The 17,839-nt window shown below is 70.9% G+C and carries 15 protein-coding genes; 8 read left to right on the forward strand and 7 right to left on the reverse strand.

The window, feature by feature from the left end:
* The first annotated feature begins 148 nt into the window (after positions 1–148).
* Positions 149–1,102 (forward strand): ABC transporter permease, encoded by a 954-nt coding sequence (locus tag ACLIBK_RS12895; RefSeq protein ID WP_415387667.1) that lies wholly within the window; start codon positions 149–151, stop codon positions 1,100–1,102.
* A 10-nt stretch (positions 1,103–1,112) separates the two neighbouring features.
* Here the strand turns inward: ACLIBK_RS12895 and ACLIBK_RS12900 are convergent, their stop codons facing one another.
* Positions 1,113–3,335 carry a N,N-dimethylformamidase beta subunit family domain-containing protein gene (locus ACLIBK_RS12900; protein ID WP_415387668.1) on the reverse strand — a complete coding sequence of 741 codons (2,223 nt, stop codon included), beginning with the start codon at positions 3,333–3,335 and terminating at the stop codon, positions 1,113–1,115.
* 223 nt (positions 3,336–3,558) lie between these two features.
* Here ACLIBK_RS12900 and ACLIBK_RS12905 point away from each other — a divergent pair, with 223 nt between their 5' ends.
* Together ACLIBK_RS12905 and opp4C are read left to right on the forward strand one after the other, a co-directional pair.
* Positions 3,559–5,205, forward strand: a complete 1,647-nt coding sequence (locus ACLIBK_RS12905) for an ABC transporter substrate-binding protein (RefSeq protein ID WP_415387669.1) — start codon at positions 3,559–3,561, stop codon at positions 5,203–5,205.
* 16 nt (positions 5,206–5,221) lie between these two features.
* Entirely contained in the window at positions 5,222–6,097 is an 876-nt protein-coding gene (gene opp4C / locus ACLIBK_RS12910) for an oligopeptide ABC transporter permease (protein WP_415387670.1), read from the forward strand.
* Positions 6,098–6,381: 284 nt separating this feature from the next.
* On the opposite strand, the gene ACLIBK_RS12915 is transcribed toward opp4C, so the two are convergent.
* The 3 genes from ACLIBK_RS12915 to ACLIBK_RS12925 are packed head-to-tail and all read right to left on the reverse strand — an operon-like array spanning position 6,382 to position 9,473.
* On the reverse strand, positions 6,382–7,356 hold the full coding sequence (locus ACLIBK_RS12915; protein ID WP_415387671.1) for an ABC transporter ATP-binding protein: 975 nt from the start codon (positions 7,354–7,356) through the stop codon (positions 6,382–6,384).
* The gene (locus tag ACLIBK_RS12920; RefSeq protein ID WP_415387672.1) at positions 7,353–8,372 is read right to left on the reverse strand and encodes an ABC transporter ATP-binding protein; all 1,020 of its coding nucleotides are present in this window, start codon (positions 8,370–8,372) and stop codon (positions 7,353–7,355) included. Before ACLIBK_RS12920 ends, ACLIBK_RS12915 begins: the two co-directional genes overlap by 4 nt.
* A gap of 21 nt (positions 8,373–8,393) precedes the next feature.
* Positions 8,394–9,473 carry a ketopantoate reductase family protein gene (locus ACLIBK_RS12925; RefSeq protein ID WP_415387673.1) on the reverse strand — a complete coding sequence of 360 codons (1,080 nt, stop codon included), beginning with the start codon at positions 9,471–9,473 and terminating at the stop codon, positions 8,394–8,396.
* Positions 9,474–9,798: 325 nt separating this feature from the next.
* Here ACLIBK_RS12925 and ACLIBK_RS12930 point away from each other — a divergent pair, with 325 nt between their 5' ends.
* A complete protein-coding gene (locus ACLIBK_RS12930; protein ID WP_415387674.1) occupies positions 9,799–10,833 on the forward strand; it encodes a D-2-hydroxyacid dehydrogenase in 1,035 nt (344 codons plus the stop codon).
* A 21-nt stretch (positions 10,834–10,854) separates the two neighbouring features.
* Here the strand turns inward: ACLIBK_RS12930 and ACLIBK_RS12935 are convergent, their stop codons facing one another.
* Both ACLIBK_RS12935 and ACLIBK_RS12940 read right to left on the reverse strand, forming a co-directional pair.
* The gene (locus tag ACLIBK_RS12935; protein ID WP_415387675.1) at positions 10,855–11,772 is read right to left on the reverse strand and encodes an IclR family transcriptional regulator; all 918 of its coding nucleotides are present in this window, start codon (positions 11,770–11,772) and stop codon (positions 10,855–10,857) included.
* A 57-nt stretch (positions 11,773–11,829) separates the two neighbouring features.
* Positions 11,830–12,957 carry a Rieske 2Fe-2S domain-containing protein gene (locus tag ACLIBK_RS12940; protein ID WP_415387676.1) on the reverse strand — a complete coding sequence of 376 codons (1,128 nt, stop codon included), beginning with the start codon at positions 12,955–12,957 and terminating at the stop codon, positions 11,830–11,832.
* Positions 12,958–13,133: 176 nt separating this feature from the next.
* Between ACLIBK_RS12940 and ACLIBK_RS12945 the strand changes: the two genes are divergently transcribed.
* A complete protein-coding gene (locus ACLIBK_RS12945) occupies positions 13,134–14,114 on the forward strand; it encodes a Bug family tripartite tricarboxylate transporter substrate binding protein (RefSeq protein WP_415387677.1) in 981 nt (326 codons plus the stop codon).
* Between the two features lie 64 nt (positions 14,115–14,178).
* Here ACLIBK_RS12945 and ACLIBK_RS12950 read toward each other — a convergent pair whose 3' ends face one another.
* On the reverse strand, positions 14,179–14,940 hold the full coding sequence (locus ACLIBK_RS12950; RefSeq protein ID WP_415387678.1) for an IclR family transcriptional regulator C-terminal domain-containing protein: 762 nt from the start codon (positions 14,938–14,940) through the stop codon (positions 14,179–14,181).
* A gap of 138 nt (positions 14,941–15,078) precedes the next feature.
* Here ACLIBK_RS12950 and ACLIBK_RS12955 point away from each other — a divergent pair, with 138 nt between their 5' ends.
* Genes ACLIBK_RS12955 through ACLIBK_RS12965 form a run of 3 tightly spaced genes read left to right on the forward strand, consistent with a single transcriptional unit; the run spans position 15,079 to position 17,839 of the window.
* Positions 15,079–16,065, forward strand: a complete 987-nt coding sequence (locus ACLIBK_RS12955) for a Bug family tripartite tricarboxylate transporter substrate binding protein (protein WP_415387679.1) — start codon at positions 15,079–15,081, stop codon at positions 16,063–16,065.
* Positions 16,066–16,085: 20 nt separating this feature from the next.
* On the forward strand, positions 16,086–17,366 hold the full coding sequence (locus tag ACLIBK_RS12960; RefSeq protein ID WP_415387680.1) for an aromatic ring-hydroxylating dioxygenase subunit alpha: 1,281 nt from the start codon (positions 16,086–16,088) through the stop codon (positions 17,364–17,366).
* Positions 17,363–17,839 (forward strand): aromatic-ring-hydroxylating dioxygenase subunit beta, encoded by a 477-nt coding sequence (locus ACLIBK_RS12965; RefSeq protein WP_415387681.1) that lies wholly within the window; start codon positions 17,363–17,365, stop codon positions 17,837–17,839. Before ACLIBK_RS12960 ends, ACLIBK_RS12965 begins: the two co-directional genes overlap by 4 nt.

Below are 17,839 nucleotides of genomic sequence, written 5' to 3' on the forward strand. Positions count from 1 at the left end.
GAATTCCTCATGGTGCAAGACCGGCCCGCGGCCGCTTCCCCCGCCGGGGGAAGTGTTCGATGCTTTTCCGCATGACGGCATCCGGGACATCCGCATCGCCCGCAGCACCCGCCTGCGCCGGCGACACCCCGCATCGGGACGGTGCGGCATGGTCCTGAACTTCCTGGCGCGGCGCACCCTGGCGCTGGTGCCGCTGCTGTTCGGCATCTCCCTGGTGCTGTTCTCGGTGATCCACCTGGCGCCCGGTGGGCCGCTGGATTTCTACGCCGACAATCCCGGCGTGACGCCCGAGGCGCTGGCGGAGATGAAGGCGGCGCTCGGCCTCGATCAGCCCCTGCCCGTGCAGTACCTCCGCTGGGTGTCCTCCTTCCTGCAGGGCCACTGGGGCTATTCCATCCGCACCTCGCGGCCCGTGCTGCTGGAGATCACCGAGCGCCTGCCCGCGACGCTGCGCCTGGGCGGCACGGCGCTGCTGGTGGCCTTCCTGGTGGCCCTGCCGCTGGGTATCATCTCGGCCGTGAAGCGCTACAGCACGCTGGACTACGTGCTGACGGTGATCAGCTTCTCCGGCATCGCGCTGCCGGTGTTCTGGCTGGGCATGATGCTGCAGCTGGTTTTCGCCGTGACGCTGCGTTGGCTGCCCTCGGGCGGGTCCGAGACCATCGGCGACGGCTCCTTCACCGACCGGCTGCTGTACATGGTGATGCCGGTCTCCATCCTGGCCTTCGCCACCATCGCCAAATGGGCGCGCTACATGCGGGCCAGCATGATCGAGGTGATGCGGCAGGACTATATCCGCACCGCCCGGGCCAAGGGGCAGTCGCCGCGGGGCGTGGTGGTGCGCCACGCGCTGCGCAACGCCCTGCTGCCCTTCGTCACGGTGGTGGCGCTGGACCTGGTGAACATCTTCACCGGCACGGTGATCACCGAGGCGGTGTTCACCTGGCCGGGGATCGGCAGCCTGTTCATCCAGTCCATGAACGCGCGCGACTATCCCGTGCTGATGGGCATCATGATGATCGGCTCGCTGACCCTGGTGCTGGGCAACCTGCTCGCCGACCTCGCCTACAGCCTGATCGACCCGCGCATCCAGCTGCGCTGAACCGGCGGTCTCAGACGAACGGCTCGGGGTCCAGGAAGCGGCGCAGCACGTTGCCGGTGAGGCGGGCGAGGGGACTGCCGTAGCCGTCCACCGGCAGGCTGCCCGCGAAGGTCATGGAGCCCACGGAGAACACCGCCCCGCCGGCCGGCGTTTCGAAGAACAGCATGTCGGCGCAGGACCAGTCCTCCTGCGCCTTGGGCAGCCGCGTCGCGAGCCGGTCCTCGTTGACGATGTGGTAGTCCGGGTGGATCACCACGCCCTTGGCCACCACCAGCGTGTGCGGCGGGGTGCCGAGGCGGGGATCGACGCTGTCCAGCTCGAAGCCCACTGCGCCGCCGCCCATGAAGCCGCGCTCGCCGAATTCCTGCCCCGGCGCGGCGTCCAGCCCCGCCGTCATGAAGGCCACGCGGGGATCGCGGATCGCCGGGGTGAAACGGTAAGGGAAGCCGAGCTGCCTCCCCTGCGCGGAGAAGCCGTTGCCCACCAGCCGGTGCGCCGGGCGGCCGATGCGCCGCCACAGCCCGCCGAAGCCGCCGCCGAAGGCGTGGTGGTTCTCGCCGGGCTCGGTGGCCCAGACGCGGATGCCGCCCTCGGCCCGGCGGATTTCCAGCGCGTCCGGCTCGGCTTCCGAGGGTTCGGCGCGCCAGTAGAAGCCGTTGCCGCCCAGGTACATCAGCCGCCCGCCGGCTTCGAGATAGCCTTCCACGGCGTCCATCATCCGCGCCGACAGGTATTCCGGGTGCTGGGCGGCGATCACCGTGCGATAGGGGGCGAGCAGCGCGCCGCCCTCCTCGTGCAGGTCGTGGTCGGTGATCACGTCGTGCTCGACGCCGAGATGGATCAGCCAGCGCAGGATGTAGCTGTCGCTGCAGATACGCGAGGTGCCGGACGCGTTCTCCCCGGGGTCCAGCATCACGATCTGCCGCGGCCGGGTGTCCAGCATCGGCCGCAGCATGGTGGCGAAGGCCACGCCGGAACCGTCGGAATGCGAGTTGTACATCGACAGGCCGAATTGCGGGTTGCCGTCCGGCGTTTCCGTCAGCGCCCCCCAGGCTTCCGCCCGCGCGCGGATCTCGGCGCCGCGGCCGGGTAGGGCGTGGTTGCCGTAGACTTGGTAGGTATAGGTCGGCACCAGGAAGGCCAGAGCCGCCCGGGGCGTTACCGGGCGGACGAAGAAGGGGATCATGTCCTCCCCCGCGCCGTTGCGGATGCGGGCGGCGTAGAAGCCGCTCGGCCAGTCAGCCGGGATGTCCAGGGCGAAGCTTTCTTCCCAGCCGAGATTCCCCAGGTCGTCGTCGTGGAAGTGCACGGCGCCGTACTGGTCCGGCGCCAGGGTCCAGTCGTGCACCTCGCCGGTCCAGGACGCGCCCGTCACGGCCCGTGCCGGCAGGTTGTGCAGCCGGACCGGCACGCCGCCCGGCCGCAACTCGGGGATGTGGTTGCCGGGGATGTCGCGCGACGCGTTCCAGCAGAACAGGAGGTCGGGGTTGCCGGGATAGGGCAGGGCACCGCGCTGCCGTTCCAGCACGGCCTCCAGCCCGGTGCGGGGTTGCCACAGGCAGGGACGTTCCAGCTTGCCGTTGAAGCAGTCCGCGACGGGACCGCCGGCGTCCCGCGGCGGCGCGGCGGCCAGGATGACGTCGCAGGGACCGGTCGGACGGGACGCCGGAGCTGCGGCGCTGGCCTCCCCCGCATCCACGATCGTGCCGTAGGGCCGCCGCGGCCGCTGCACGACGCGCAGCCCCGCCACCGGGTCGAAGCTGGCGGCGATGTCGTACCAGCAGCGTTCCAGCATCGGCACCGGCACGGCGGCGCGCGTCACCGTGCCGTCGGGTCCAGAGAATTCCAGGCAGGCGCCCCCGGCCGCATCGATGCCGAGCCCGAGCCGCCAACCCTCGCCGGCCAGGGACACGAGGCCCTGCTTCCCCTTGCGGGGCGTGGTGGGCCAGAGCGTCACGGCGAGGATCACGCCCTCCGCCAGCGCCAGCGGCACCCGCCGCGCCATGCCGTAGCTGCCGGGATGGGCGGGCTGGAACCGGCCGTCCCGCTCGCCGTCCAGCGACGAGGGCATGGCGATCTCCTCGTAGCCCGGCCCGTGCGGGTTGGGGTCGGCGCAGAGCAGGCGCACGAAGCGCAGGTCGAAGGCGCGGCCGTCGGCACTGCTGACCATGAAGCTCAGTCGGGCACCTGGCTTTACGCTCCAGCGGTCGCAGTAGCCGGTAAGGGGGTGCATGCTGTCTCCTGCGCCTTCGCGGGGCGCGCGCCGGCGCGGCCGGACGGGTTGGCTGCGACAAGGTAGCGCGCCCCGTTCCCGGGTCCGGAACTTCCTCTCTCATATCGTGCAAGGCCGGGGGCTTCGGCTTGTCGCGGCGTTTCGCCCGCCCCTATCGTGGTCGTGAGAACGGGCGCTCCGGGCTGGCGCGCCTCGGCGCTGCAGCGGCGGAAGGTGAAGCCTCATGGATCCTCGTTCCAACGACATGTCGCGGCCGGCGACGGCGATCGGGCGGCGCATCCTCTGGCAGGGGGCGCTGGGCCTCGGCGCCGCCGGGCTGCTGCGGTTCAACCCGGCACTGGCGCAGGGCGCGCGGCGCGGTGGCACGCTGACGGTGGCGCTGCCCTATGACAGCGATACGCTCAACCCCTACGCCACGGGCTTCCTGGGCGACGTGCAGGCGACCGTGCTGGAAGGGCTGATCGCGCCCAACGAGAAGACGGAATACGTCCCGGTCCTGGCGCTGCAGGTGCCCACCGTGGAGAACGGGTTGATCAAGCTGTCGCCGGACGGGCAGCGCATGTCCATCACCTACAAGCTGCGCCCGGACGTGAAGTGGCATGACGGCCACCCCTTCACCTCGGCCGACGTGCGCTTTACCTGGGAAGCCATCAAGGACCCCAACTTCATCGGCGAGTCCAAGGACGGCACGCAGGACGTGGAATCCGTGGACACGCCGGACCCGCTGACGGCGGTGGTGAACTACAACACGGTGACCCCGACCTTTCCCTCCGCCCTGTTCTCCATCGGCATCCTGCCCGAGCACATCCTGAAAGGGCAGGACCTCAACTCCAGCCCCTGGGCGGACAAGCCCGTGGGCACCGGCCCCTTCGTGGTGAAGGAGTTCCGGCGCGGGCAGCACGTGATCGTGGAGCGCAACCCGAACTACTGGCGCAAGGACGAGGCGGGCAATCCGTTGCCCTATCTCGACCGTATCATCTTCAAGCCGATGCCCGACCAGAACGCGATGGTGACGCAGCTCAAGGCCGGGGAGGTGCAGTTCGCCTACACCGTGCCCTATCCGCAGGCGCCGCAGATCGCCGCCCTGCCGAACATGGAGATCATCCAGAACCGCTTCCTGTCTTGGCAGTACCTGGCTTTCAACTTCCGCAACGAGATCCTGCGCGAGCTGCCGGTGCGGCAGGCCGTGGCGCACGCGATCAACAAGCAGGCCATCGCCCGCGCGCTGGGCGGCTATCCCTTCCCGGTAAAGTCGGTGGTGGTGCCGGCATTCCCCTATTACGACCCGGACGCCCCCGATCATCCCTTCGATGCCGCCCGGGCGCGGGCCGTGCTGGACGCGGCGGGCTTCGTCCCCGGCCGCGACGGCGTGCGCGCCAAGGGTGGCCAGCGGCTGAGCTTCCGCATCGTCTGCCAGGCCGGCCTGACCGCCGACGAACTGGCCGAGCAGGTGATGATCGCCAACCTCAAGGCGGTGGGCATCGAGGCGATCCCCGACAACAAGGGCGGCGTGGCCTTCCGCGAGGCGCGCTACAAGGGTGGCTACGACCTGCTCTACGGCCGCTGGCTGACCTCGGCCAGCCCGAACTACAGCGTGTTCTATCGCTCCAACGGTCCCAACAACGGCATGGGCTATAACAACCCCGAGCTGGACGCGGTGCTGGACAAGGTCGAGCACACGCTGGACGAGGCGGAGCGCAAGACGCTGTTCAAGGAGATGCAGCGCATCATGGGCACCGACCTGCCCGTCGTGCCGATCACCAGCAATGTCAACCTGATCGCGGTGACCAAGAAGCTGAAGAACTTCGTGTCCAACCCCACCAACCGCACCAACTTCATCGACACCAGCCGCTGGTACCTGGAGCCCTGAGATCGCCGCCCGTCCCATGATCGCCGGCGTGGTGCTAGCGCCGCCGCGGCCGCAAAGCCTGCCGCGGCGCATCTGGCAGCGCTTCCGGCGCAACCGCCTGGCGGTGGCGAGCCTGGGCTTCCTGGTGGTGCTAGCCTTGCTGGTGGGCTTCTCGCCCTTCCTGGCACCTTACGACTTCGACGCGCAGGACATCGAGCTGTTCGGACAGCCCGGCCCGCCCACGGCGGAACACTGGCTGGGCACCGACCAGCTCGGCCGCGACGCGCTGTCGCGCCTGCTCTATGGCGGGCGGGTGTCGCTGGCAGTGGGGCTGGCCTCCGCGCTGGTGGCCACGGCGCTGGGAACGCTGGTGGGGGCGGTGTCGGGCTTCTACCGGGGCTGGGTGGACACGGTGCTGATGCGCGGCACCGACGTGGTGCTGTCCATCCCGGCGCTGCCGCTGATCCTGCTGATCGCCGGGCTGATCCGGCCCACCATGCCGGTGCTGATCGTGATCATCGGCGCGCTGGGCTGGATGAGCACGGCCCGGCTGGTGCGCGGCCAGTTCCTCAGCCTGCGGGAGCGGGAGTTCGTGGAAGCCGCCCGCGCCCTGGGCGGCACCGACCGGCGGCTGATCTGGCGGCACATCCTGCCCAATGCCGTGGCGCCGATCACCGTGTCGGCGACGCTGACGGTGGGGCAGGCGATCCTGCTGGAATCCGCCATGTCCTTTTTCGGCTTCGGCGTGCAGCCGCCGACGCCGACCTGGGGCAACCTGCTGAACGAGGCCAGCCAGTGGCTGGACAGCGCGCCCTGGCTGGCGATCCCGCCGGGGCTGATGATCTTTCTCACCGTGCTGGCGGTGAACTCGCTGGGCGACGGGTTGCGCGACGCGGTGGACGCCCGGGCCTGAGGGCAGCACCCTTGGCCCGGGAGGGAGAAGGAATTCTCCCTCCCGTACCCTCCTTCATCTTCTTTCGGGAACTGCCGGGTCTGGGTGGACACCTTCGCCGCCCTGCGGCCCAGGAAATTCCGATCTATGCAGTGCGCGCTGGTGCCGTAGTCGCCGGAGGGCATAGCCCTCCGGCGCGACCGACGTTCCAGCCCTGACCGCGGCAGCGTCCCGAAAAAAGATGAGGGGGAGGGTCCGGGAGGGGGAGAATTCCTTCTCCCCTTCCCGGGACGCGCCCCACCGGATCAGGACACGTCGTCGCGGATGCAGGCCTTGAAGTGGCCGGGCGCCACTTCCGCCAGGGGCGGCACGACCTCCGCGCAGGCTGGGATGACGTGCGGGCAGCGGGTGCGGAACACGCAGCCGGAGGGCGGGTTCAGCGGGCTGGGGATGTCGCCGCGCAGCACGATGCGCTCCCGCTTCGCCAGCGGGTCCGGCGTGGGGGCGGCGGAAAGCAGCGCCGCGGTATAGGGGTGGCGCGGGTTGCCGTAGAGCGCCTCGCTCGGCGCCATCTCCATGATGCGGCCGAGATACATCACGATCACTCGGTTGGCGATGTGCTCCACCACGGCGAGGTCGTGGGCGATGAACAGCATCGCCAGTCCCAGCTGTTCCTGCAGGTCCTGCAGCAGGTTGATGACCTGCGCCTGCACCGACACGTCCAGGGCGGAAACCGGCTCGTCCGCCACCACCAAGCTGGGCTCCACGGCCAGGGCACGGGCGATGCCGATGCGCTGCCGTTGGCCGCCGGAAAATTCGTGCGGGTAGCGGCCCATCGCCTCGGGCGGCAGGCCGACGCGGTCCAGCAGGGCGGCCACGTGCTCCGTGCGCTCCCGCCCGCGGGCGAGGCCGTGGATGTCGAAGGCCTCGCCCACGATGGCGCCCACGGTCATGCAAGGGTTCAGGCTGCCGAGCGGGTCCTGGAAGATGATCTGCATGCGCCGGCGCAGGCCGCGCAGCGTGTCGGCATCCGCGGCCAGCAGGTCGGTGCCGTTGAAGTGCAGGCTGCCGGCAGTGGGCTCGATCAGTCGCAGCACCATGCGGCCCACCGTGGTCTTACCCGAGCCGGATTCCCCCACCAGCCCCACCACCTCGCCTGCACTGACGGAGAAGCTGACCTCCTCCACCGCGCGCACCAGCCCGCCGCGGTTCCAGAATCCCCCGCCGCCCACGGGGAAGTGCTTGCGCAGGCCGCGCACCTCCAGCAGCGGCGCGGTCATGCCGGCAGTTCCCGCCAGCGCAGGCAGCGCGTCAGGTGTTCGTCGCCGCAGGCTTCCAGCTCCGGCAGGGCAGCGTCGCATTCGGCCACGCGATGGGCGCAGCGCGGCGCGAAGGGGCATCCCGGCGGCAGGCGGAAGGGGCTGGGCACGCTGCCGGGAATGGCGGCCAGCCGTTCCCGGCGCCCGGCCCGGCGGCCTTCCAGGCGCGGCAGGCTGGCCAGCAGGCCGCGCGTGTAGGGGTGCTTCGGCCGTTGGAAGATCTCCACCACCCCGCCCTGTTCCAGCACCCGGCCGGCATACATCACCACCACCCGCTGCGCGACCTCCGCCACCACGCCGAGGTTGTGGGTGATGAACAGGATGCCCATGCCTTCCTCGGCCTGCAGGCGGCGCAGCAGCGCCAGCACCTGGGCCTGCACGGTGACGTCCAGCGCGGTGGTCGGCTCGTCCGCGATCAGCAGGGCCGGGTTGCAGGCCAGGGCCATGGCGATCACCACGCGCTGCCGCATGCCGCCGGACATCTGGTGCGGGTAGTCCAGCATTCGCCGCGCCGGGTCGGGGATATCCACCCGGCGCAGCAGCTCCTGCGCGCGGGCGGCGGCGGCGCGCTGGCCGATCCGCTCGTGCAGGGTGATGGCCTCGATGATCTGGTCGCCGACCCGCTGCACGGGGTTCAGGCTGGTCATCGGCTCCTGGAAGATCATGGCGACGTCGTTGCCGCGGATGCGCCGCAGCGCGGGCTCCGGCAGCCGGGCCAGGTCCACCACCTGCCCGTCCTTGCCGCGCAGCAGGATCTCGCCGGCGGTGATGCGGCCGGGGGGCGAGGGTACCAGCCCCATGATCGACAGGCTGGTGACCGACTTGCCGGAGCCGCTCTCGCCCACCACGGCCAGGGTTTCGCCGCGGCGCACGGCGAAGCTGACGCCGTCCACGGGATGGATCGCGCCGCCTTCCACGGCGAAGCTGGTGCGCAGTCCGCGCAGGTCCAGCAGGTCGGTGACGGCAGGGGAGGTCACGACGCGCTCAACCGGCCGCCGTCACGGCAGGGCCTTGCCGATGGCGGCGACGTAGCGCTCCATCTCGTCCAGGTTGCCGAAGCCCAGCGGCCGGCGGCCTTCCTCGATCTCGTAGATCATCTGACAGAGCTTGGTGTTCAGGCGCGTGTCGGCGCCGGTGGCGTCGCCGTAGGCGACCAGCTTGCCCTGCATCGCCTCCACCTCCGACTTGCGCTTGCGGTACACGATGTCCCACCACATGCCGGAACCCTGCTTGCGGAAGCGGTGCTCGGTCGGCTTCTGGTCCTTGCGCAGCAGCCAGATGGCCTTGTTGATGTTGTCCAGCAGACGGCGCGTGTCGGCGGGGGTTTCGGGCTGATAGACAGCGGGGTCGAAGAAGTCGAAGGGCTGCAGCGTGATGCCGTTGGCCGCGGCGATGCCCACGCCTTCCCGCACGATGGCGCCGGCGACCCGGGCGTAGCGTTCCACTCCCAGCGTGTCGTGGATCGGCGCGTCCACCAGGGCGGTGAAGACGATCTGGCCGAAATACACCTCCTTGGCCCAGATCTGCCCCCAGATGTTGTCGGATAGCTGCACGGTGGTCAGGCTTGCCAGCATGGCCGTCAGCGCGCGCAGCCGCGGCGTGTCGCGGCCGTCCATCTCGCCAAGCTGGATCGGTCCCTCATGCACGAATTCCAGGTGGCCCGGGTCCACCAGCGCGCCGCCGTAGTTCGGGATGGAGCCGATCACCCGCTCCATGCCGCCCAGGCCGTGCCGCGTCAGCGCCTCGGCGATCAGGGGCTCGTTGAAACCGTTCTGGAAGGAGACGATGAAGCCGTCCGGGGCGAGGCGCGGCAGCACCAGTTCCAGGGCTTCCGCCGTGTGCTGCGACTTGGTAGCGATCAGCACCGCTTCCAGCGGGCCTTCCAGCCGGTCGGGCGTTACGGCGGCGACGGGGATGCGCATCTCGCCGCGGATGCCATCGATGAAGAGCCCGTCGCGGTTCATGGCCGCCACGTGCTCCGCCCAGCGGTCCACCAGCAGCACCTCGTGCCCGGCCTGCGTCATGTAGGCGCCGGCCAAGCCGCCGATCGCGCCGGCCCCGATGATCGTCACCCGCATGGCCTGCCACCCCGATCCTGCGCCCACCATCCGGGTGGGAGCCCGGTGTCACCGGCCACGCCGGGAACCGCACCCCTGCCATCCCTGGGACGGCGAACACATCACGCGGCCGGACGGGGCACAATCCGGCAAGCCGGGCGCGGGAGGAGATTGTCTCTCACCCCGTGCAAGACTGGGGCGGGGCAACCCCCGACACTTCCTGCCCGGGCCCTAGGGAGCGGCCCGGAACTGCCGCCCGGTCTTGAGGTGGGCGGCGTGGCCGTGCAGGACTGTGCGCACCCAGTCCGAACGGCGCCGCGGCGCCCAGCCTGCCAGGAGTGTTGCCATGACCGTCGCGAGCACCGTTTTCATCACCTCTCCCCTGGAGCCCGAACACGTGGAACGCATCCGCGCGGTGGACCCCCGGATCGAGGTGATCTTCGAGCCGGAGCTGCTGCCGGAAACGCGCTACATCGCCGACCACAAGGGCAAGCCGATCACCCGCACGGGCGAGGCGCTGGCGCGCTGGCAGGCCGGGATCGCGCGCGCCGACATCCTGTGGGACCTGCCGGCGGCGGAGGACCTCGCGCGGGCGGAGCGGCTGCGCTGGGTGCAGACCACCAGCACCGGCGTCGGCCAGGCGGTGGCCAGGCTCGGGCTGCGCGAGAAGGGCGTGATCGTCACCACGGCCCGCGGCGTGCACGCGCGGCCGCTGGCAGAATTCGTGTTCATGGCGCTGCTGGCGCATTTCCGCGGGCTCCGGCACCTGGAGGAGGAGCAGCGCGCCCGCCGCTGGGAGCGCGTGTGCAACGAGGAGATCGCCGGCCGCACCCTGGTGCTGCTGGGCGCGGGCGACCTGGCGCGCGGCTGCGCCCGGGTGGCCAAGGCGCTGGACATGCGCGTGGTGGCGGTGGCGCGCGATGCCGGCAAGCCGCGGGCGCAGGCGGAGCTGTTCGACGCCGTGATGCCCGTGGCGCAGCTGCACGAGGCCCTGGCCGCGGCGGATGCCTTCGTGGTCACCGTGCCGCACACCGCGGAAACGGAAGGGCTGGTGGATGCGGCGGCCTTCGCGGCGATGCGGCCGGGCATCGCCTTCGTCAACATCGGCCGCGGCCAGGTGGTGGACGAGGCCGCGCTGATCGCCGCGCTGCGCGAGGGCCGCGTCGGCTACGCGGCGCTGGATGTCGCCCTGGTGGAGCCGCTGCCCGCCGAGAGCCCGCTCTGGTCCATGCCCAACGTGCTGATCAGCCCGCATTCCGCCAGCACGGTGCGCGGCGAGAATGCCCGGATCACCGAGGTATTCTGCGGCAACCTGCGCTGCTGGCTGGACGGTCGGCCCGAGGCGATGCGCAACCGGCTGGACCCCGCGCTGCTGTACTGAGCGCCGCCGCGGCCGGCCGGGTCAGCCGGCCGGCCCGGCATCCAGTGCTGCGGCGATCTCGCGGGCCGTGCTGCGCATCTCCGCCAGCACGCGCTCCATCGAGCCGGAGCCAAGGCTGGGCCCGACCACGCCGAGCGCCAGGGTCGGCATGCCCGTGCAGGCGGGCAGCACCATGCCCAGGGCGCTGGTGCCGGGGCGGAAGAAGCTTTCCGTGACGGCGAAGCCGTTGCTCCGGGCCTGGGCCAGGCGGCCGCGCAGGATGGCGGAGGTGTTGCGGCCGAAGCGGCGGTACTGCTTCTCGTTGGACAGCAGGATGGCCTCGGCCTCCTCCGGCGGCATGGCGGCCAGCAGGGCGATCCCGCCGGCGCCGATCCCGATCGGCAACCGCGTGCCGACGGTGCCGTGCAGCTTGTCCACCGGCTCCGGCGACTGGATGCGGTTCAGGTACACCGTTTCGCCGGAACTGCGCAGGTTGAGGATGGCGACCGCTTCGATCCGGGCGGCCAGGCGTTCGAGCGGCAGCTGCGCCCGGCGGTTCTCGCCGAACAGGCTTTCCGCGGCGAGGCCGAGCTCGAACACGCGCCGGCCGAGCCGGTAGCGCTTCCGCTCATCCTTCTGCAGGAAGTTCTCGGCCACCATGCAGGCCATCATGCGGTGCGCCGTGGAGGGGTCGAGGCCGGTGCGGCCGACCACCTCGGTGAGGCGCAAACCGTCCTCTCCCGCGCTCGCGAGCTCGGACATCAGGCGCAGGGCCTTTCTCAGGCTGCCCGTCCCTGGGCCCGCAGGCACCGCGCCGTGCCGCCGCTCCACCGGTGTTGCCGCGCGCGAACCTGCCATCTCCCGCCCTGTCGAACCGTGTTGCCCGTCCGAATGCCTGCAAGATCCGGACCGGGAAGGAAGAGTGTGGCGCGGCAACGTGGCTCGCAAGCACGGGTTCATGGGCGGCCGGGGTCGACACGGCCGGAGAACGCGAACGGCCGCGGCGCTGGCCGCCCGCTATTCCGCCGCGGTGTCCTGCAGCTCCGCCGCGGCATCCTCGCGCATCAGTTTTTCCAGCACGCGCCGGTAGCGCACCGGGCCCGCATCGATGGACAGCATGACCGGGCGCAGGGGTGCGCGCGCGGCATCCATCGCCCGCTGCTGCGCCTCGATCACCGGCGCATCCTGTTCCTCGAAGGCGAAGCGACGGGTCCTGGTGAGGTGGTCGCGGATCTGCGCGTTCACCTCGTCGCCGTCGGTGAGCACGTTCCAGCGGACCGCCGCGAAATGGTAGTGCGTCGTGCGGTCGGTTTCCGGCGTCAGGATATGCGCGCCGAAGAAGCCGGTGCCGCTTTCCGGGGCAGCGCCGGTTTCGCAAACGCCGACATCCACCATCAGGCAGCCGGGCACGTCCCAGCGGATGGAGTTCCACTTCTGCCCGCGCTCCACCGGATGCGGCAGCAGCGGCTTGAACATGCCCAGCGCCGGGGTTTCCGTGGCGGAGCGCCGGACGATGATGGTGTTGCCCTCCTGCTCCACGCTCACCTCCGCCGCGACGGTTTCCTGGCTGCCCAGGATGCCCTCGTGCACGTAGGTGGTGTGGCTGAGGTCGAGCAGGTTGTCCGTGATCAGCTCGTAGTTCGCCGCCATCCGCAGGTAGTCGCGCTTGGACACGTGCAGCGGATCGGCGCGGTCGAAGCAGCCGTAGTCCGGGATCAGCTCCGGCTTGGGTGCTGCGAAGCCCATCCAGATCCACAGCATGGAATGCTTCTCCACCACCGGGAAGGAGCGCACGCGGGCGGCCGACGGGATGGTGCCGTTACCGTGCGGGTTGCGCACGCAGGCGCCGTCGGGGGCGAATTCCAGCCCGTGATAGGGGCACATGATCCGATCGCCGGGCAGGATCTTGCCCATGCTCAGCGGGGCGAAGCGGTGCGGGCACAGGTCGGCCAGGGCCGCGACGCCGCCATCCTCGCGGCGAAAGAAGACCAGCGGCTCGTTGCAGATGGTGCGGGCCTTGGGCGTCCCGGCCGGCAGGTCCTCCGACCACATCGCGACGTACCAGGTGTTGCGCAGAAAGGAGGCGCGCGGAACGACGAGGGAGGCGGGGTCCCGCTGCGGCGACCTGGCTGCAATCTCCGGCATGCTGCGACGTCCTCTTCCCTGGTGTTCTTGTTGTGCCGGGCGAAGTTCCGCGCCGCCCGTGCGGCCCCGTCGCTGCCGGGGGTAGGGCGCCCGAGCGATCCTTGACTTGACATCTATTCTACCGGGCGATTTCCTCGTGGACAACAAGAAGCCGTTTGATGGCTGGAGGAAGCGGAGTGAAACGCAGGCCGTTGCTGCTCGGCGTCGTGGCCGCTTCGGCCGCGCGCGGGAATGCCGCCCTTGCCCAGCGCGTGGCGGCCGACTACCCGAACCGGCCGGTCCGGGTCATCGTTCCCTATCCGCCCGGCGGCACCACGGATGCGATCGCGCGCATCGTGGCCGAACGCATGTCCGCGGCCTGGGGCAAGCCGCTGGTGATCGAGAACCGGGCAGGGGCCGGGGCGAATATCGGCGCCAAGGCCGCGGCGATGGCAGAGCCGGACGGCTACACGCTGATGGCGAGCGCGCCCGGGCCCCTGGCGGTGAACGCCACGCTGTACCGCAGCCTGAACTACGACCCCGCCGCCTTCGCGCCGATCTCGCTGCTCGCCACGATGCCCAACGGGCTGGTGGTCCGCCCGGGCCTGGCCAATGCCTCGGTGCGTGAGCTGATCGCGATGGCGCAGAGCAAGCCGAACGGCATGAGCTACGCGTCCCAGGGCAATGGCTCGACCTCCCACCTGACCGCGCACATGTTCCAGATGCGCACGGGCGCCCGGATGGTCCACGTGCCCTACAGCGGCACCGCGCCCGCGCTGGCCGACATCATGAGCGACCGGGCCGACCTGATGTTCGACAACGTCACCTCCTCCGTCGCGCAGCACCGGGCCGGCAACGTGCGGATCCTGGGGATCGCGGCGGAGGGGCGGGTCGCCGGGCTGCCCGAGATCCCCACGCTCGGGGAGGCGGGCCTGCCCGACTTCCTGGCGAGCACCTGGGTGGCCTTCGTGGCCCCCGGCGGCACCCCGAACGCCGTGATCAAGGCGGTCCAGCACGCCGCGGCCGAGGCGGTGCGGCAGGAAGGAGTGGTGCGCAAGTTCACGGAACTGGCCGCGCAACCCGTCGGCGGCACGGCGGCCGAGCTTGCCCGCTTCCTGCGAGCCGAAACCGCCAAGTGGAGCGAGGTCATCCGGTCCGCCGGCGTGGCCATCGAGTGATCCTGCAACCCCTGCCGCGACGTCCCCGGGCTGCCGCCGGGGCGTGCGGCGCAGGGCCACTGCTTCAGAGCCGGGCGGAAAGCCGCGCCGCGCCCTCCAGCACCAGTGGCAGCAGGTCGCGCCCCAGCTCGGCGAGGCTGCGCCGGCTGGGGGCCGTGCTGACGGCCATGGCCGCGACCACCGCGCCGGACAGGTCCCGCACCGGCACGGCGGCGGACAGCAGGCCCAGCTCCAGCTCCTCGTCGCACAGGGCAAAGCCGGATTGCCGCGCCTCCTCGATCCGCGCCAGCACCGCGGCGGGCGCGACCGCCGTTCGCAGCGTGAGCGCGCGGAACTCGATGCCCTGCAACCGGGCTGCCGCGGCCTCGGCCGGCAGCCCGGACAGCAGCACGCGGCCGGTGGCAGAACACCAGGCCGGCAGCCGGGAGCCGACGCCGGGACCCACCGACACCATCCGCTGCGGCGCGGCCCGGGCCACGAACACCGTTTCCGCCCCGTCCAGGATCGCGAGGGAGACCGCTTCCCCGGTCGCCGCCTGCACCGCTTCCAGCACCGGCTGTGCGAGGCGCGGCAGCGGCGTGGCGGACAGGAACGCGTAGCCCAGGCGCAGCATCCGCGGCTGCGGAGTGAAGTGCCGCCCATCCTGCGCGACGTAGCCGAGTTCCAGCAGGGTCAGCAGGCAACGGCGGGCCGCCGGGCGGGACAGGCCGGCCCGGCGCGCCGCTTCCGCCAGGGTAAGCTGCGCCGTGCCCGCGCCGAAACATTCCAGGATGGCGAGGCCCTTCGCCAGCCCGGCCATCGCTTCCCGGCGTTCGCCATCGGCCATCGAGAAACCCCCTGTGGCCGGGCGGAGCGCGTGTTGACGCCTGGCGACCCGCGGGGCAAAAGTTCGCAAATCAAGAGTATTGTTCGGTATCCGAACACAACGCGGGCGGTCAAGCCCGGATGGGAAGGAAACCTGCCCGTGGACAGCATCGCGCGCCGCCGGATGTTCCTGCTGCCCCTGGCGGCGTCCCTGCCGGCGCGGGCGGCCCTGGCGCAGCCCGCGGCCGGGCCGTTTCCGTCCCGGCCCGTGCGCGTGGTGGTGCCCTTTCCCGCCGGCGGGTCCAACGACATCTCGGCCCGGATCGCGGCGGATCACCTGCGGCCGATCTGGGGCCAGCCGGTGGTGGTGGAGAACATCTCGGGAGCCGGCGGCAATATCGGCGCCGCGGCCGTCGCCCGGGCGGAGCCGGACGGGCACACGCTGCTGGTCACGCCGGCCGGACCGCTCTCGATCAACCAGTTCCTGTTCCGCAACCTCGGCTACGACCCCGAGGGCTTCGTGCCCGTGACGGTGCTGTGCAAGACGCCCAACGTCGCCATCGTTTCGCCCGCCAGCGGCATCCGTACCCTGGGCGAGCTGATCGCGCGGGCCAAGGAACGGCCGGACAGCATGACCTTCGCGTCCCAGGGCGTGGGCACCACTTCCCACCTCACCGGGGCGCTGTTCCAGGACCTGACGGGCACCAAGCTGGTCCATGTTCCCTATCGCGGCGAGGCGCCGGCCCTGACCGACATCGTCGGTGGCCGGGTGGACATGATCTTCTCCAACGTCACCGGCGCCCTGGCGCAGCACCAGGCGGGGCGCGTCCGCATGATCGTGGTGGCCGACACCGAGCGCGCCCCGGAAATCCCGGACGTGCCGACCGCGGCCGAGGCCGGCTTGCCGGAGTTCCAGTCTTACGCCTGGTTCGGGGCCGCGGCGCCGCCGGGGACGCCGGCCGCGGCCGTGTCGCGCATCGCCGCGGGCTTCGCACAGGTGTTGCGCGACCCCGAGGTGCAGCGCCGCTTCCGCGAGCTGGGCGCCACCACGGTGGGCGGCACGCCGGAGGAAACCGCCGCCTTCGTGGTGGCTGAGCGCGCCCGCTGGGGCGCCCTGGTCCGCCGCGCCAACGTGTCCGTCGAATAAAGCACGGGAGAGCCTCCGCCATGCCCGACCACAACCTGCCCGGCCCGGCCGCCCTGCTCACGCCGCCCCCCGAAGTTTCCTGGCCGGAAGGGCTGACCCGCGTCCCCTACTGGGTGTTCCAGCGCGACGACGTGGCCGCGCTGGAACAGACCCACGTGTTCCGCGGCGATACCTGGAACTACCTTTGCCTGGAAGCCGAGATCCGCGAGCCCGGCGACTACCGCGCCACCACCCTGGGCGGCGTGCCGATCCTGGCGGTGCGCGACCACGACGGTGAGATCTACGCCTTCGAGAACCGCTGCGTGCACCGCGGCGCGCTGATCGCGCTGGAGGATTTCGGCAAGACGCGGGAGTTCACCTGCGTCTACCACGCCTGGAGCTACGACCTGCAGGGCAACCTCAAGGGCGTGGCCTTCAAGGACGGCATCAACGGCCAGGGCGGCATGCCCGAGTGCTTTCGCATGGGCGACCATTCCCCGCGCAAGCTGCGCACGGCGGTGGTGCACGGGCTGGTCTTCGCGTCCGCCTCCGACACCGTGCCGCCAATCGAGGAATACCTGGGCGAGGAGATCCTGGACCGGATCGACCGCGTGCTGGGCGGGCGCGAGGTGGAGGTGATCGGCCGCTTCACCCAGGCGCTGCCCAACAACTGGAAGCTCTACGTGGAGAACGTGCGCGACAGCTACCATGCCTCGCTGCTGCACCTGTTCTTCACCACCTTCGAGCTGAACAAGCTGAACATGAAGGGCGGGCTGATCGTCTCGGAATCCGGCGGCAACCACGTGTCCTTTTCCGCCATCGACCGCGAGGCGGAAGCCAAGGCCAAGGCGGCCAGCGACTACGCCGCGCAGAACATCCGCTCGGAAAGCGACTACCGCCTGAAGGACCCCAGCGTACTGGAAGGCCAGGACGAGTTCGGCGACGGCGTGACGCTGCAGATCCTCTCGGTGTTTCCCGGCTTCGTGCTGCAGCAGATCCAGAACGCGCTGGCGATCCGCCAGGTGGTGCCGCGCGGCGTGGGCCGCACGGACCTGCACTGGACCTATATCGGCTTCAAGGACGACACGCCGGCGCTGCGCAAGATGCGGCTCAAGCAGGGCAACCTCGTGGGCCCCGCCGGCTACGTTTCGATGGAGGATGGCTGCGTCGGCGGCTTCGTGCAGCGCGGCGTGGTCGGCGCCTCCGACCGGCACGCGGTGCTGGAGATGGGCGGCACGGACGCGGAGAGCACCCGCACCCGCGCCACCGAGGCCTCCGTGCGCGGCTTCTGGAAGGCCTACCGGGAGCATACCGGGCTGTGAGCGACGCGGTGCAGCTGCTGGACATCATGGCGGTGCAGGCGCGCTACGCCCGCTGCATCGACACGGACCAGCTGGAAGCCTGGCCCGGCTTCTTCACCGAGGATTGCGCGTACCGCATCACCACGGCGGAGAACCACCGCCTCGGCTTCGCCGCCGGCATCATCTGGGCCGACAGCCGCGGCATGCTGGAAGACCGCGTGGCGGCGCTGCGGGAAGCCAACATCTACGAGCGGCATTCCTATCGGCACGTGCTCGGCCTGCCGCTGCTGGAAGGGCAAGGGCCGGAGGGGGTGCGCAGCGAAACGCCCTTCCTGGTGGCGCGCATCATGCGCGACGGCGCCACGGACCTCTTCGCCACCGGCCGCTACCTCGACCTGTGGCGCGACGACGGGACGGGCACGCCCAAGCTGGCGGAGCGGATCGTGGTCTGCGACAGCTCGCGCGTCGACACGCTGCTGGCGCTGCCGCTCTAG

Origin of the sequence: Roseomonas sp. BN140053, from assembly GCF_047690175.1 — a bacterium.
GTDB lineage: Bacteria > Pseudomonadota > Alphaproteobacteria > Acetobacterales > Acetobacteraceae > Roseomonas.